Origin of the sequence: Methanoculleus sediminis, from assembly GCF_001017125.1 — an archaeon.
GTDB lineage: Archaea > Halobacteriota > Methanomicrobia > Methanomicrobiales > Methanoculleaceae > Methanoculleus > Methanoculleus sediminis.
This window is the reverse complement of sequence record NZ_JXOJ01000007.1, coordinates 21730-36434: the sequence shown is the minus strand read 5'-3', so window position 1 is coordinate 36434 and position 14705 is coordinate 21730. Positions and strand designations below refer to the sequence as shown.

Annotated in this window: 15 protein-coding genes; 5 read left to right on the top strand and 10 right to left on the bottom strand. The window is 62.6% G+C overall.

Annotation, left to right across the window (positions count from 1 at the left end; genetic code table 11):
- Window positions 1-36: 36 nt before the first annotated feature.
- From SZ63_RS10975 to SZ63_RS10950, 6 genes are all read right to left on the bottom strand, one after another.
- Window positions 37-711 (bottom strand): flavodoxin family protein, encoded by a 675-nt coding sequence (locus tag SZ63_RS10975; protein WP_048185345.1) that lies wholly within the window; start codon window positions 709-711, stop codon window positions 37-39.
- 534 nt (window positions 712-1245) lie between these two features.
- The gene (locus SZ63_RS10970) at window positions 1246-1650 is read right to left on the bottom strand and encodes a pyridoxamine 5'-phosphate oxidase family protein (protein ID WP_048185343.1); all 405 of its coding nucleotides are present in this window, start codon (window positions 1648-1650) and stop codon (window positions 1246-1248) included.
- A 131-nt stretch (window positions 1651-1781) separates the two neighbouring features.
- A complete protein-coding gene (locus SZ63_RS10965; protein WP_277619451.1) occupies window positions 1782-2750 on the bottom strand; it encodes an endonuclease/exonuclease/phosphatase family protein in 969 nt (322 codons plus the stop codon).
- An 84-nt stretch (window positions 2751-2834) separates the two neighbouring features.
- Complete coding sequence (gene recQ / locus SZ63_RS10960; protein WP_048185340.1) at window positions 2835-4652, bottom strand: DNA helicase RecQ; 1818 nt, start codon at window positions 4650-4652, stop codon at window positions 2835-2837.
- A gap of 79 nt (window positions 4653-4731) precedes the next feature.
- The gene (locus SZ63_RS10955; RefSeq protein ID WP_048185336.1) at window positions 4732-5838 is read right to left on the bottom strand and encodes an FIST signal transduction protein; all 1107 of its coding nucleotides are present in this window, start codon (window positions 5836-5838) and stop codon (window positions 4732-4734) included.
- Between the two features lie 9 nt (window positions 5839-5847).
- A complete protein-coding gene (locus tag SZ63_RS10950; protein WP_048185333.1) occupies window positions 5848-6048 on the bottom strand; it encodes a hypothetical protein in 201 nt (66 codons plus the stop codon).
- A 222-nt stretch (window positions 6049-6270) separates the two neighbouring features.
- On the opposite strand from SZ63_RS10950, the gene SZ63_RS10945 reads away from it, so the two are divergent.
- Complete coding sequence (locus tag SZ63_RS10945) at window positions 6271-6450, top strand: hypothetical protein (RefSeq protein ID WP_048185332.1); 180 nt, start codon at window positions 6271-6273, stop codon at window positions 6448-6450.
- 8 nt (window positions 6451-6458) lie between these two features.
- Here SZ63_RS10945 and SZ63_RS10940 read toward each other — a convergent pair whose 3' ends face one another.
- Both SZ63_RS10940 and SZ63_RS10935 read right to left on the bottom strand, forming a co-directional pair.
- A complete protein-coding gene (locus SZ63_RS10940; protein ID WP_048185330.1) occupies window positions 6459-7139 on the bottom strand; it encodes an endonuclease III domain-containing protein in 681 nt (226 codons plus the stop codon).
- On the bottom strand, window positions 7139-8728 hold the full coding sequence (locus SZ63_RS10935) for an NAD+ synthase (RefSeq protein WP_048185412.1): 1590 nt from the start codon (window positions 8726-8728) through the stop codon (window positions 7139-7141). Before SZ63_RS10935 ends, SZ63_RS10940 begins: the two co-directional genes overlap by 1 nt.
- 169 nt (window positions 8729-8897) lie before the next feature.
- Here SZ63_RS10935 and SZ63_RS10930 point away from each other — a divergent pair, with 169 nt between their 5' ends.
- On the top strand, window positions 8898-10313 hold the full coding sequence (locus SZ63_RS10930) for an ATP-binding protein (protein WP_052959134.1): 1416 nt from the start codon (window positions 8898-8900) through the stop codon (window positions 10311-10313).
- 21 nt (window positions 10314-10334) lie between these two features.
- Entirely contained in the window at window positions 10335-11570 is a 1236-nt protein-coding gene (locus SZ63_RS12775; protein WP_241481330.1) for a GNAT family N-acetyltransferase, read from the top strand.
- On the opposite strand, the gene SZ63_RS10920 is transcribed toward SZ63_RS12775, so the two are convergent.
- Window positions 11558-11749: a hypothetical protein gene (locus tag SZ63_RS10920; protein ID WP_048185328.1), complete on the bottom strand. Its 192-nt coding sequence runs from the start codon at window positions 11747-11749 to the stop codon at window positions 11558-11560. The two genes, SZ63_RS12775 and SZ63_RS10920, sit on opposite strands and share 13 nt — an antisense overlap.
- A gap of 230 nt (window positions 11750-11979) precedes the next feature.
- On the opposite strand from SZ63_RS10920, the gene SZ63_RS10915 reads away from it, so the two are divergent.
- Entirely contained in the window at window positions 11980-12477 is a 498-nt protein-coding gene (locus tag SZ63_RS10915) for a metallophosphoesterase (protein WP_048185407.1), read from the top strand.
- Between the two features lie 30 nt (window positions 12478-12507).
- On the opposite strand, the gene SZ63_RS10910 is transcribed toward SZ63_RS10915, so the two are convergent.
- Window positions 12508-13818, bottom strand: a complete 1311-nt coding sequence (locus SZ63_RS10910) for a hypothetical protein (RefSeq protein ID WP_241481329.1) — start codon at window positions 13816-13818, stop codon at window positions 12508-12510.
- A 373-nt stretch (window positions 13819-14191) separates the two neighbouring features.
- Between SZ63_RS10910 and SZ63_RS10905 the strand changes: the two genes are divergently transcribed.
- A complete protein-coding gene (locus SZ63_RS10905) occupies window positions 14192-14668 on the top strand; it encodes a pyridoxamine 5'-phosphate oxidase family protein (protein ID WP_048185326.1) in 477 nt (158 codons plus the stop codon).
- Window positions 14669-14705 lie beyond the last annotated feature (37 nt).

Below are 14705 nucleotides of genomic sequence, written 5' to 3'. Positions count from 1 at the left end.
GAACTGTTTTTTTACGGCGAAGCCTCGCCGGTCACTTTATTCCTCCCCGATCCAGCCCTCCCGCACCCACCGTTCGTACTCGTCGGTCCGCCAGTCCCGGTTCGCCCGGACTATCCCGGCGAAATACTGCCGGTTCTCCGCCATCCCGGCCTCCTGATCGGGATAGCGCGGCCGATCCCTGACGGCGAGGACGAGCCGGCGCCCGAGCTCGCGTGCCGCCGGCTCCGCCCGGTCGAGCGCCTCCGGGTCGTTACCGGGTGTGACGCTCATCCCCCTGACCGTCGTCACCCCGAGGTAGTTGAGCACGTGGTTCAGGTAGCCGACGACCGCGTCGCCTCCCGAGACCTCGGTGGTCGCGACGCTGCAGCCGTATTTCCCGGCGAAGTTCTGGTAACGCATCGCGTCCGCCAGCCGGTCGATGAAGACCTTCATCTGCCCGCTGACGTTGTCGACGTAGACCGGCGAGGCGAGCACCAGCCCGTCGGCATCCCGCATCCGGTCGTACGCGGCGGGGAGATCGTCGGCAAAGACGCACGTCCCGTCCAGGCTGCAACTCTCGCAGGCGGTGCAGGGCGTGACCTGCAGGTCGGCGAGATCGATGAGGTCGACCTCAGCACCAGCATCTTTCGCCCCGGCAAGCACGAAGTTCACAACTCTTCTCGTCCTGCTCCGCATCCCCCGCGGGCTTCCCACAACTGCCGTTATCTTCACTCTTCCGTCACATCCGGAAGGAAGGGTTGGCGGCGGTGCGGGAAAATAGTTTAGAACCCGGAAGGCAGTCCCCTTTGTGAGGCGGTGCGCGAACGTATGGAAGATGGTTGGTTGATCCTGGCCTCTTTAGGTGATCGCCAGAACCGTTTGGGTTCGTGAAAAGTCCCGTACAGTGGATCATGGGGATATCGCCATGCACTGCCCCCGCCCCGAGGTGTGGGGTGCGACGGGCCGTAGGGCCGGAGCATGAGCACCGCAGGTGCGAATGAGGAGGCCGAAGGCCGGGTGGGGTGGGGGTTGTAGACATCAGTTTAGGAGTGGAGACAGGGGAGGGGGATGCTCCCCCCGCCCCACCTGACGGTGGTCGAGCTCCGTTCCTATCGGAATGTCGCACTCCCCGCGAGCCGCCTCCCCCAGTGGCAATGGCCAACGGAAATCCGTGTATGGATAGGCTACCTGCGGCAAAAGAGAACCCGGGAGAAGGCCGTGGATATTGTGCATGGCAGATTCCGACAGGGATTCCGCAGAAAAAAGTTAGAGAATCTTTTCCCCCGCTTTCGGTCCGGGGGAGCACTCGTAGATCTCCCGGATCTTCATGATGAGAAGGGTCTTTGCCGGGGCCTTCGCCATCTTTGCCCGGACGGTGAACTGCATCTTCTCGAACTCCGGGCCGCTCGACCGGATCTCGACGTCGCCCTTGACCTGGAAGCAGCCCTTCGTCTCGGGCCCCCAGACGTAGATGGAGATCTTCGGGTTCTCCTGGACGTTCGCGAGCGTCTTCTTCATGAAGTTGTCGGCGATCCAGATCGTCTCGTCGTCGGCGATCTCGACAAACGCGATCGGCACCACGTTCGGCCAGCCGTCCTTCGAGGCCGTTGCGACCGGGAAAGCCTTCATCGTGCGAAACGCCGTCTTCATCTCTTCAGTAAGTGCAACCATCGGTTTCACCGGTATAATCTCTCGATTGCAGGTTTAAAAAGATCCTGGAGGAAAACAGCGGCTGCGGTGAAGCCGGCAGGGCTTGTGCAGAGGTGAGGTGCGGGCCGTTCACGGCATAGGCCCGCACCCGCTCACGGCTCGAAGTCCATCACGACGGCGGAGTGATCGCTCAACCCCTGCCCCCGCAGGTCGTGGAGGTACCAGCACGCCGTCGGGTTGAGGCGCACGGACGCGAAGATGTGGTCGTAGCGTTTGCACTTCGGCACGTCCTCGGGCCCGCGGTCGGGACACCAGCTGTACTCCCTCGCCTGGTAGCCGTGCAGTCTCCGGAAGACGTCGGGAAGGTCGTACTCCGCGAGACCGGGAAGGACGTTCATCTCGGCGTTGTACCACCACTTTCTCGGGCGGCCGAGGTACTCGTCGCTCTCGGAGATCGTGGTGTTGTAGTTTTTGTCCGGGATGATGTCGCGGTAGAAGGGAACGATCGTCCCGTCGGGGAGCTCCGCCTCCGGGATGTGGAGATCGCCGCAGAGGATCCGGGGCCGTTCCGATCTGGCGGCGAGGTGCCGGTATATCCCCACCAGCGTCTCGGCCTTGGCAATCTCGTTCCTCCGGCTTCCTATGGCCGTCGGCACATGGGCGTTATGAATCTCGAACTCGCCCGCCGGTGCGCTGACGACGGCAGAGACCACCCGCTGTTTCCACGGGATATCGAAGTCGAGCGGGTTTAGCGGTGTGAGAGGGTACCTGCTCGCGATCAGGCATCCGCAGTTTTTTGCCTCGCCGGGAGGAGAGTACTGCTCCGAGAGCCGGGAGACATTATACGCGAACTGAAACGGATCGTTCGCGCCCCGTTCGCGAAGGTCGTTCAGTCGCTCGGCCATGTAGGCCACCCGCGCGATCTCCACCAGCGCAAGGCTGTCGACGGAGTGGAGCAACCCGAACTTCTCCAGTTCTTCCCGGAAGAGCGGCAGCGCCCGGTCCGTAACCTCCTGGAAGGCGACGATATCAGGCGAATACTGGCAGACTGCTTCGACTTTCTTCTCCACGCTCTTCAGACCGGAGCGGAAGAGATCTATGTTCCATGAAATGAGCCGCATATGCCTTGTACATGGCATATTGGCGTTCCTTGTTCATTAATACATCGAGTTGAGGGCAATTCGAGGTGTTTGCGCGTGCCGGGGTCACCCGCTCCGCCGCTCCGGCCCGATCCCGTGCTCGGCGCAGTGCTTGTCGATGGCGTCGAGGAACCTCCTGCCGTAACGCTTCAGTTTCGCCTCGCTGACGCCGTAGATCCCGAGGAGGGCAACGCCGGTGCCCGGGTAGGACGTCGCCATCTCCTTGAGGGTTCGGTCGTGGAAGACGACGAACGGCGGCACGCGGTCGAGGTCGGCGACGACTTTCCGGAGCCGGCGAAGCCGGAGGAAGAGGGCCTCGTCGTAGTCCTTCTCTCCGACTTCCGGCGCCACGACCCCCTCCGGACGCGGCTCTGTGAGCGGCACCGGGATCTTTCCTGCGAGCACTGCCCGGCTCCGGTCGTTTGAAACGAGGACGGGGTACCGCCCGCCGGTCGACGCGACGAACCCCTTCCCGACCATTTCCTGGATGAAGAGGAGCCACTGGTCGCGGGTGTAGCCCCTGCCGGAGCCGTAGGCGGCAAGCCGGTCGTGCCCGTTCTCGTGGAGCCTCGCGCTCTTCGAACCGGCGAGCACGTCGGCGATGTAAGATGCGCCGAACCGCTCCCCGGTCTCCCGGATGCAGGAGATGACCGCTGCCGCGACCTCCGTCCCATCGAAGACCTTCACCGGCGTCTCGCAGCGGTCGCATGCCCCGCACCGCTCTTCCGGGTAAGACTCGCCGAAGTAGGCGAGCAGGAACTTCCTCCGGCACCCGGTGGTCTCGCAGTAGTCGAGCATCGCCCCGGCCTTTCGGTAGGCGACGTCCTTCTGCGTCGCATCGCCGCCCTCCTTCTCGATGATGTAGCGGATCGTGCCGTAGTCGCCCCGGGAATAGAAGAGGATGCAGTCGCTGTCCTCCCCATCCCTCCCCGCTCTGCCGGTCTCCTGGTAGTAAGACTCGATATCCTTCGGGAGGTCGGTGTGGATGACGAACCGCACGTCCGGTTTGTCGATGCCCATCCCGAAGGCGACGGTGGCGCAGATGATCGCGGTGTCGCCGCGGGAGAAGGCCTCCTGGTGCTCCGCGCGGACGCTGTCGGGGAGGCCCGCATGGTAGGGGAGCGCCGAGAAACCCTTCTCCTGCAGTTTCTTCGCGAGTTCCTCCGTCGCCTTCTGGGAGAAGCAGTAGATGATCCCGGCGTTGTCCGGGTGCTCGGCGAGATAGGCGACCAGCCGCGGGAAGTAGCGGGCCTTCGGCACCACCCGGTAGGTGAGGTTTTTGCGGTTGAAACTCCCGACGAACCGGGCCGGGTTCGAAAGATTGAGCTGCACCGCGATGTCGTTCTGGACGGCGGGGATGGCGGTCGCGGTCAGGGCGATGACGGGAACCGCGGGGAACCGCTCTTTGAGCACCCGGAGCCGGCGGTATTCGGGGCGGAAGTTGTGGCCCCACATGGAGATGCAGTGCGCCTCGTCGATGGCGATGAGCCGGACGTCCGCTTTTGCGATGAGCGAGAGGAAGAACGGCTGCACCGCCCGTTCCGGCGAGACGTAGAGGACCCGGATGCGGCCTTCGAGGATCACCCGCTCGACGATCTTCTGCTCCCCGTAGCCGAGCGAGCTGTTGATCGTCGCCGCCGGAATGCCGTTTGCCCGGAGACCGTCGACCTGGTCCTTCATCAGGGCGATGAGCGGCGAGACGACGACCGTAAGCCCGCCGAAGACGAGGGCGGGGAGCTGGTAGCAGAGGGATTTGCCGCCCCCGGTCGCCATGACGGCGAGGACGTCGCGCCCGGCGAGCACGGCGTCGACGATCTCTTCCTGGTGGGGGAGGAACGACGTGTAGCCGAAATATTTCTCCAGAATACTGTATTTATCATTCATTGCTTCATCGGGCCCGGTGTGCGGGTACGGTTGGACGGGAACCGGGATAGGGTTTGTCGTTCCGGGACGGAAAAAAGGATTATTTGAAGATGAGCATCGTCGAGGTCTGGTTGATGTGTCCGATATACTCCTCGCCGTAGGTGGAGAACCCGATCGTCGGGATATCGGCAAAGAGCGACCCGTACTCCGCGGACTGCCCCTTCTCCTCGAGTTCGAGCGCCCGGAGGATGCAGTGGAAGTTGATGAGGGCAGAGGCTCTGCCGAGCTGACGGACCTTTTCTTCAACGGCGTTATGGGTATCCTCGATGATATCAGTCGACTCCAGCAGCGCGAGTTCCATCCCTTCCTTGACCATGCAGTAGAAGAAGATGCTGTCGCCTTCGATCTGCCTGGGGCTCCGGACGAAGAAGTCGTCGCCGGTCACGAGCCCGACAGGGTTGTGCATGAACCTCTTCGGCGCCTCCTTGACGGATACGCCGACCGCCCGGGCATATGCGAGTGCCGCGGGCATGTTATTGAACTCGAGGACCTCCCGCCGTTCTTCGTTCACCTTTGTCGGCACGAGGACGGTATCCAGGGTCCGGAAACTCTGGGTCTTGATGATGTCGAACTCGCCGACGGGTTTCAAGAGCGCAAGCACGGCTGCGTTGGTGTATGCCGCGCCGTCCAGGTAGACATAGGTCGATTGGAAGTTGAGGTCGTCGCCTGCGGAGCCGCCGATGAACGTCACGTCGGTCAGATCCCCGAGCCTGTCCATCACCCGCTCCTCGGAACCGCTCAGTCCGTCGATCAGGATGATTCCCACGTATTTCTGGAAGTCGAGATCCCGGAGCGGTGTGCCGATCTTTTCTTCAAGGTCCCGAACCGCATCTGCAAGTGAATCGGGAGAGGCCACGTCGGTGACGACACTGCATGCGACGCTTTCGATGGTGCGGTCGTCGAACGCCATGGCAACGATCGAGTCCTTCATGACCCGGCCGCTGACGATCTCCCCGGCGGTCGAACAGCCGATGACCTGCGCCCCAGAAAAGGCGTCGTGCATCGCCCTGCTGATCGACGCGGGGTCGTACCGGGAGGATGCAAAGAAAAGCACCGTATTTGGGGAGATTCCGCCGCATTGCTTGATAATGTCATCGACTGCTCTCTCGATCGATGATGCCGCCGTAGAAGCAACAGTAACGCTCATAAAAGACTCCTAAAGGTTTACGCCCATGTCCCGGGCAATCTGCTTGAGTTCTGCAATCTTTGTTGGATCGTCTTCGGACCGCGATGTCCAGGTATCCGGGTTGTATCCTTTTATAATCAATTTTGTTCGAGTGGTGCTCTTTAATACTTCGTTTCCATTCGAACGTTCTTCGATGATCTTCTCGATCATCTGCTTGATTTTGCCTGCCATATCAGAAATAAAGAAATGATAAACACATATTTAATGATATTTATTTTAAACGAGATAAATTCCAGTGATTTGAAAAAAATCGTTTGTATCCTGACTCCCTTTTAACCATCTGTTTACAATGGACCGCTGCACGGATTCGGAACAGCCCGGATCGCCTTCGCGATCCGCACCTCCCGGCCCCGTACCGATCTGCATATTCCCCAAAGATGCACACAGGTACGCATGAAGAACGTCGATATGACTGTCGAGAAGAACATCCTCACCATACGGGTGGATCTCGCAAAGGAGTTCGGGGAGTCCAAGAGCGGGAAGTCGATCACGATCGCCTCCACCGAGGGTAACGTCTCGGTGCCGGGGCACGAGGAGATCAGGATCGGGCTGAACATCTACCGGAAGAAGTGAGCGGGAGGTTACGTCCGCCCCACGGCGCACCGGAGCGTCCCGTTGACCTCCCGGATGGGACAGCGATCGCAGAGCGGGGATTTTCTGCAGATGGTATTACCCAGGCGCACGATCTGGGCGTGGTAGTCGTTGAAGAGTTCCGCGTCCGGCTCAAGATTCTCCGCAAAGAGCCGCTGTGTCAGGTCGTAGGACGCCCCTTCGGGGAGGAAACCGTAGCGCGAGAATATCCGCCGGGTGTAGGCGTCGACGACGAAGACCGGCTTTTCGCAGACATACAGCAGGATGGTGTCCGCCGTCTCCTTCCCGAACCCGCGGAGGGCGAGCAGCCGCTCGCGAAGTTCGCCGGTCTCCACGGTCGCCATCGCCGCCGGGTCCGCCCCGAACTCGGCGACGTAGACCCTGGCGAACTCACGGATCCGCTCCGCCTTCTGGTTATAGTACCGGGAAGGGACGATCAGGGGAGCGATCTCGGCGGTATCGGCCGCGGCGAGGAGATGGGGATCGAGTATCCCGGCGTCTTCGAGGCTGCGGACGGCCTGGGCCGCGTTCGTCCAGGAGACGTTCTGGGTGAGGATCGCGCCGATCATCGTCTCGAACGGCGTCCTTGCGGGCCACCAGTGCTGGTGGCCGAATGCCGCGAAGAGGGCTTCGTAGATCTGAATGAGATCGCCGGTGAGGGTCGCCGCCATCACTCCCACCAGGGTCTCGCGGCGATCGGCATGTGCCAGTCGGTAGAAAACGCCCTGCCGGTCACTTTTATCCCGGGCGGGGCCTGCCTGCGCTTGAACTCCGAGCGCTCGACCATTCCCGCGACCTCCCGGACGGTCTCTTCGGGATACCCGGCGGCGATGATCTCGCCCGGGGACTCGAAACAGTCGACGTAACGGTGGAGGACCGCGTCGAGAAGATCGTAGGGAGGAAGGATCTCCTGGTCGGTCTGGCCCGGCCGGAGCTCCGCGGAAGGAGGCTTTTCCAGCACCCTCTCGGGAATGACGGGCTGCTTCGCGTTCAGCCACCGGGCTATCCGGTAGACCATCCCCTTCGGGACGTCGGCGATCACGGACAGCCCCCCCGCCGCATCCCCGTAAAGGGTGGAGTAGCCGACCGCGACCTCCGATTTGTTCCCGGTCGAGAGGAGCATGGAGCCGAACTTGTTCGCAAGGGCCATCAGGACGGTCGCCCGGATCCTGGCCTGCAGGTTCTCCTCGGTGATGTCGCGGGGGAGTCCGGAGAAGACTCCCGCGAGGGCTCCGTCGAACGCTTCCATCATCGGAGCGATCGGGATCTGCTGCACCCGGATACCGAGGTTCGCCGCAAGTCTCCGGGCGTCCTCGATGCTCTCCGCGGAGGTGTGGGGTGAGGGGAGGAGCACCCCGAGGACGTTCTCCGGCCCGAGCGCCCGGGCTGCGACGGCGGCCACGAGCGAGGAGTCGATCCCGCCGGAGATGCCGAGATGGACGGACGTGAATCCGCACTTACGGACGTAATCCCGGGTCCCGAGCACCAGCGCCCGCCATATCTCGGATTCGGGGCCCTGGTCGTCGGGAGCGGCCGCCTGCGGGACGGGGCGGGCGAGATCGACGGTTACGATCTCCTCGGCAAAGGCCGCACCGCGGGCGACGAGGGTTCCGTCGGCGGAGAAAACAGTACTCCGGCCGTCGAAGACCAGGTCGTCGTTCCCGCCGACGAGGTTTGCCGAGACGATTGCGGCCCCATACTCCTTCGCAAGCCCCGAGAGCGTCTCCTCGCGCAGGCGCTGTCGGCCTGCGGCGAACGGCGATGCCGAGAGGTTCACGATCACATCCGGCACCTCTCCGCTCCACCGGATCTCCTCGCCGATGGAGACCCCGACCGTTCTCTCGCCGAGGCGGAATGACCGGGGGCTTTCTGCCGGCGGCTCGAAGTAGCGGCCTTCGTCGAAGATGCCGGAGATGGGATCTTTCCGGAACGTCCCCCGCACCTCCCCCTCCCGGAGGAGGGCGGCGGCGTTGAAGAGCGGCCGGCCGGTTCCTGCGCGGTTCGGTTCGGCGAAACCGACGAGCACCGGCGGGGCATCGGCGAGCCCGGCGGCCAGGTCGTCCAGAACGGCGAGGCTCCGGGTTATGAACCCCGCCTGCAGGAGCAGATCCCGGGGAGAGCAGCCGGTCAGGGAGAGTTCCGGAGCGACGATCAGGTCCGGCCGGTGGCGGGACGCTTCCCTGACACCCGCCGCAATCCGGTCGGCGTTGCCGGCGAGGTCGCCGACGACCGTGTTCACCTGGAGGAGCGAGATCTTCATGGTCATTCCCTGGTTATCCTGATCATTAATGGCGGAACGGATGGCATATGCCTTTGCATGACCCTGTTCTCGCGGGACGGGAGCCTCCCGGCACCCGGCTTCCCACCCCCGCCGACCATATCCCTTTTAAAGGCCAAAAGTCAATGCGCCTTATAACTATGCAAAGAGCATGCCGTGGAGCGATCCCTCCCGTCCGAAGTTCCGGCGGATCGGTTGCGTGGCGCACCAGCGTCCGGGGGCGGGCAGCCTGATCCCGCGCCGCCGCCGATCCGCAAGGCAGGATACCCGGCTCCTCCTGCTTGCTGCATCGGTTTTAATCGCCTTCATCGCAAACGCCGCCGGTCTTCTTGCCGGCGTCACCATCGTCCTCCCGCACCTGTTCTACCTGCCGATCATCCTTGCCGCCTACTGGTTCCCCCGCCGGGGAATCGTCTTCTCGCTTGCCCTGGCTCTCGGGTACCTGGCGTTGATCCTGCCCTTCACCGGTGGAGATGCCGGAGCGGTCGTCTCGGCGCTCTCGCGGGCGGGGGTCTTCGCCGCCGTCGGCGCCGTCGTATCGTTCCTTTCGATCCGGCTGCGGGAGCAGGAAGAGCGGTACCGGGGGATCTTCGATAACTCGGAGGCGGGAACGTTCATCGTTGCCCCCGGCGCGTCCGGGCCGCGCATCGAGGAGGCAAATTACGTGGGCGCCGCGCTCCTCGGCTTCACGGCGAAGAATCTTGCCGGGAAGCACGTCGCCGGGTTCTTTGAAGACCCCGGTGCCTGGGAGGCGCTGGCGGCAGATATCGACCGGGATGGTACCGTCTACGAGTACGAGACGACCCTTTGCCGTATCGACGGAACGGCCGTCCTGGTCCTCGTATCGGCCGGCCGCCTCCCGGACGGGAGGATCGTCCTCACGCTCGTCGATATCACCGCCCGGAAGAACGCCGAGGACGCACTTCGACGGACGAACGCCAAGCTGAATATGCTGGGACACCTCACCCGGAGCGATCTCGCGGCGGCGGTATCGGGACTCCTCGGGCGGATCACCGTGGGGATGCGGGAGTTCGACGATCCCGCCGTTCGCAATTACCTCGAAAGCCTGGAAGAGAATGCCCGGGTGGTGCAGCGCCGCGCGGAGATCACCCGGGATTACCAGGATCTCGGCGTCCGGCCGCCGGACTGGCAGCCGGTTCAGAGGGTGATCCGGGAGGTGACATCGTGTCTGCTGCTCCCCGGGATATCGGTCCGCGCCTGGGTCGAGCGGCTCGAGGTCTTCGCCGACCCGATGCTCGACCGGGTTTTTTCGAACCTGATCGAGAACGCCGCCCGACACGGGAAGACCGTATCGTCGGTTGTCATCACCTACCGGATCCTGGACGACGGGCTCTCGATCTCCATCGAGGACGACGGCGTGGGAATCCCTGAGGTGGAGAAAGAGCGGATATTCGATTACGGCGTCGGCATCGAAGGCGGGCTCGGGCTCTTCCTCGTCCGGGAGATCCTTGCCATCACGAACATGACGATCCGGGAGACCGGGACGCCCGGCAGGGGGGCGCGGTTCGAGATACATGTGCCCCCGGGCGGATACCGGATAATTTGAGGCAGAAGAATGTTTGCAAAGGTGGTTATTCCAACGGACCTCTCCGAGGCCTCCTTCACCATGGCGGAGCGGGTCGGCGAGGTTCCGGGCGTCCGCGAGGTCGTCCTCATCCACGTCCGGATATCGGCAGGCTCCTCGCCAGCCGGTGAAGATGCGCTCCGCCGGATGCAGGAACTGGTGCAGGGGCAGGGATACCCCGTCGAGGTGGTGGTTGCGGAGGACGACGGGACACCGGTCCCCGAGAGGATACTCCGGACCGCCGCAGAATTAGGGGCGAACCTGATCGCGATGGGAGTCCGGGAGCAGGGTCTTCTCCGGAACCTCTTCTCCGGCAACGTTGCGGCCACCGTGCTCCGGGATGCCCGGGTGCATGTCCTGATCGTACCGCAGTCGGCAGGAGACGGATCGGCGCTCTTTTCACGGCTGCTGGTGCCGACCGATCTCGCTGACCCGGCACCCGAAGTCCGCTCGCTCCTTAAGGGTGCTGCCGGGGACGGGGCGGCGGTGCTCCTGCACGTCATCGAACCCGGGCGTTCGGAGACGAAACAGGGGGCCGGCGACCGGCTCGCTGCACTGAAAGATGAACTGTCACCCGCAGGGCAAGAACTCGAACCGCTGGTACGGGCCGGGGATCCGGCGCGCACCATCTGCACCGTGGCGGACGAGACCGGCGCATCCCTGGTTGCCATCCCGCGCATCGGGAAACGTGACGCTGCGGGAGCCGCCCCGCTCGGGAGCGTTACGAGCGCCGTTATGGGGTGCGTAAAACAGCCGGTACTGGTGCTGGCGGTCTCGATCCGCCTGGTGATCGAGACCCGGGAACTGCGGAGCGAAGAGTTCGGGCTCGCAGAAGAGATCTGGATCGATTACCACGAGTTGAAGGCAGACCCGAAGACGGATCGGATATTCGGCGTCTTTGCGGACGGCATGCTTGTCTCCGTCGCCCGGTGCCGCCGGCACCCGGACGGCTACGAGGTGGACGGCGTCTTCACTCCGGTCAGGTTCAGGGGCCGTGGATATGCCCGGCGGGCGATGGATGCACTCGTCGAGGCGTGCCAGCACGACACCCTGTATATGCACGCGGTCAGGGACCTTGTCGATTTCTACGGGGAGTATGGATTCATATCGATACCGGAGAGCGACCTCCCGCCGACGATCCGGGCGAGATTCGCATTTGCTCTCGGCGAGATGGAGGGGGCGAACGTCCAGCCGATGCGCCGGGCCGCAGGCTGGTTCCGGCGGTTTCAGTCGTCGTAGAGGTCCGGGAAATCCGTATCGTCATCGATATCGTCGGGGTACGGGACATCGATGACGACCGAGCCGTCTTCAAGGATGTCGCCGATCTCGATATATACCCCTGCAGGAAACTCCCGCTCCTCTGTTCTGCCATCAGAGTACTTGATATATGCCCACATGCTGTCACTCTGCAGATCCATTCTTTCGATGCCCCGGCGCAATCCCGTGGGCGTGCTCCATTCCAGTATCTGAAGGTTGTTTTATATAGATTTTCCTCTTTAAAAAGCCGGATTACGCGGTAATATTCCTGATTTACAGGGAGTTATGAACAATAGCGCATCCCGGAGCGCCGTGTTGGATGGATGCGTTTTCCGGAAATCCGCGGGGATGGACAGCCATATATATCGTGACAGTGCCCAAGGATGCATACATGCGCATCGGGATCCTCTCCGACACACACGACTGCCTCGAGATGGTGGACGCAGCCGTAAAACAGCTGAACGAGGAACGGGTAGATCTGGTGCTTCACGCCGGGGATTACGTCTCGCCGTTCGTCATCCCCCGGCTTGCGAACCTGCAGTCCCCCATGATCGGTGTCCTCGGGAACAATGACGGCGACCTCCGTCTCCTCTCGGCCCGGTTCGCCGAGCACGAACGGCTCAGCCTGCGGGGCACGTTTGCCGCAGTTACCGCGGGCGGCATGACGATAGGGCTGCTCCACGGTGATGATCGCGAACTCCTGCAGGCGCTCATCGTACGAAAGGCCTTCGACGTCGTGGTTCACGGCCATACCCACCAGGCGCAGGTTCGAACGCTCTGCGGGACGCTGGTCGTCAACCCCGGGGAGGCCTGCGGTTACCTGACCGGGCGGCCGACCGTTGCCGTGCTGGATACGGGAACCCGGAACGTGGAACTGCTCTCACTCTGATCCGGAAAGAAATGGGGAGACCGGTGCGGGTTATACCGCACCCGCATCGTCGGGTTTTTCGTCGAGTCTCCAGGCCGGAGTGCCGGCATACCCGAGATCCGCCCTGAGCGTCGCCCCGGAGGCCTCGAACGTCTCCGGGACGTCGAAGTAGAGGTATCCTTTCAGTGATTCATACCGTTCAACCGGCTTTTTGTCGAACGATTCCCCGAGCGTGGTGAAGGGCGGGACTTTCAGGGGCGCAAACGTGGTCCCCTCGTATTCGAGGACGAACGCGTCCCTTGCAGGCGTCTCGATGGTGTAGAGATCGGAGTCGCCCTTGTGTCCGAGGTTGGTCGACTTGACGGTAACGAGGAGGAACATGCGCCCTTCGCCCGCCTCGACGGCCGGTGTCGACTCGTTTCCGGGAACCTCCCGGTATGCCGTTGCGGTTCGGGTGGACTCGGCGAGCACCGAGACCATATTCTCGCCGCCCGGATCGTCGTAAGTATGGCGATCCAGGAGATGGAGCATCTTTTGTGGGGGTGGAATTACGGCGGGCCCGGTGCCGGCCGGGCTGCCGGGTGCCCCCGCGGCGACGTTCACCACGGATGCACGGGATTGTATCTCGCCGGCCTCACGGCTGACCGTCTCAAGGTTTTCCGAGGCCGCTGCCAGATCATTGAAGGCCGCCGGAACGGCATCATCGCCGGCATCGGTCGAGCCGAGAAGTTTCGAGCTTGCCAGGGAGTATGCCTCGAGCGACCGGACGAACTCGTCCTTGAAAGGCTGCCGTTCCGGGGAGACCTGGAGCGGCTGCACCTCGCGGAGCAGCCTGACGGAGAATGCATGCAGGGCGTCCGCCGCCGTAGCGGCGGCATCTGCATCCTGCAGGTAGAGGGCGTGGGCGTGCTCCATCGAGAGTCGCATCAGGCGTATGCTGGCGGTCTCGACCAACCCCGCCAGCCGTTCGTCGTCGTAACTGCCGATTTCACCGGCAGGCATCGTCGGCTCCGTGCCGACTTCGGCACCGGTCGGGGCGGGAACCGCGCCGGTGGTGTTACCCTCGTCGGGGGCACCCTCCTGCTCGGGGGTTGCCGCGGGCTTGTCGGGGTCAGCGTTGTCTTCGGGAGGCGCCGGGGCAGCATCGGGGGTATCGCTCTCGTCCGGGAGTACAGGATCACCGGATAGCTCCGATCCGTTCTCTGCCGCCGGAGACTCCTTGAGCGAGAACGGCAGCAGTTCTCCCGACTCCAGGACCGCGAGCCCCTGGCCGGGGCCGGCAGCGGCCGGTGCGAAGAGGAGGAATCCCGCGCAGGCGGCAATTCCAAGGAGAATCAGAGCGTTCTGGTGGTGCTTGCTCATGCGCATTTTTCTTTCAGTTGATAAATATAAATATTATTATATTTTCTTTTTGAAAAAATGAGTTCTCCGGCAAAACCGTTTTCGGTACAGGCGCATCTCCGGCATCCGCGAGCCTGTATATCCGGCAGCACGGGCCGGGTCGCTCAGGGCCGTGGCCCGGAACAGCCGGCAAAAGACTCGCAAACAGCTCATGGTGCAGCGAAATCCTGCAGGGAATGGGGGATAATCCCGGCTGCGGGAGAGGCATTGGCAGGGCTCCCGGCCGTTAAAATGGACATTCCGGGGATTGGTCGGATGTTTGCCGGAGGCACTGCGCCTTCTTGTGGGAAACTTATATGTACTCTCACGGGTTACCGGCATAGGAGGATGCCCGATGGAGATCGTGAAGATCCCGAATATGGACAAGGCGGAGTACGACAAGCTCATCGAGGAAGGATTTCTCAGCCGTATCGCATTCCAGGGCGGTAAATATCCGTATATCGCCCCGTTCCTGTACGTCTTCGACGGAAAGTTTCTCTACTTCCTGGCAACCAAATACGGCAGGAAGAACGATCTCTTCCGACAGCACCCGTATGTCTCCGTTGAGGTCGAGCGGTATTCCGGTGACCTCTCCTGCTACACCTTCGTGACGATGCAGGGGTACCTGGTGCAGCTTGAGGACGCGATCGAGAAGAAGATCATCCGGGAGAAGTTCGTGAGTATGATCAAGGCGCACAATCTCTCGAAGAACATCCTCGCAGCGCTCGGCCACAAGCCGGAGGAGCCGATCGAGGCGATCGCCTCCGAAGAGCGTTCGAACATCTGGAAGCTTACCGGCGTGACCGATATCGTTGCCTTAAAGAATCTCTGACTTCTTTTTTGACGGAACCCTTATGAGCCGGGAAGAC

Bases quoted from the DNA above. Each gene is read 5' to 3' on its own strand.
- SZ63_RS10970 (WP_048185343.1), bottom strand. From the start codon at position 1,650: ATGGTTGCACTTACTGAAGAGATGAAGACGGCGTTTCGCACGATGAAG.
- SZ63_RS10965 (WP_277619451.1), bottom strand. From the start codon at position 2,750: ATGCGGCTCATTTCATGGAACATAGATCTCTTCCGCTCCGGTCTGAAG.
- recQ (WP_048185340.1), bottom strand. From the start codon at position 4,652: ATGAATGATAAATACAGTATTCTGGAGAAATATTTCGGCTACACGTCG.
- SZ63_RS10955 (WP_048185336.1), bottom strand. From the start codon at position 5,838: ATGAGCGTTACTGTTGCTTCTACGGCGGCATCATCGATCGAGAGAGCA.
- SZ63_RS10950 (WP_048185333.1), bottom strand. From the start codon at position 6,048: ATGGCAGGCAAAATCAAGCAGATGATCGAGAAGATCATCGAAGAACGT.
- SZ63_RS10945 (WP_048185332.1), top strand. From the start codon at position 6,271: ATGAAGAACGTCGATATGACTGTCGAGAAGAACATCCTCACCATACGG.
- SZ63_RS10940 (WP_048185330.1), bottom strand. From the start codon at position 7,139: ATGGCGGCGACCCTCACCGGCGATCTCATTCAGATCTACGAAGCCCTC.
- SZ63_RS10935 (WP_048185412.1), bottom strand. From the start codon at position 8,728: ATGAAGATCTCGCTCCTCCAGGTGAACACGGTCGTCGGCGACCTCGCC.
- SZ63_RS10930 (WP_052959134.1), top strand. From the start codon at position 8,898: ATGCCGTGGAGCGATCCCTCCCGTCCGAAGTTCCGGCGGATCGGTTGC.
- SZ63_RS10920 (WP_048185328.1), bottom strand. From the start codon at position 11,749: ATGGATCTGCAGAGTGACAGCATGTGGGCATATATCAAGTACTCTGAT.
- SZ63_RS10915 (WP_048185407.1), top strand. From the start codon at position 11,980: ATGCGCATCGGGATCCTCTCCGACACACACGACTGCCTCGAGATGGTG.
- SZ63_RS10910 (WP_241481329.1), bottom strand. From the start codon at position 13,818: ATGAGCAAGCACCACCAGAACGCTCTGATTCTCCTTGGAATTGCCGCC.
- SZ63_RS10905 (WP_048185326.1), top strand. From the start codon at position 14,192: ATGGAGATCGTGAAGATCCCGAATATGGACAAGGCGGAGTACGACAAG.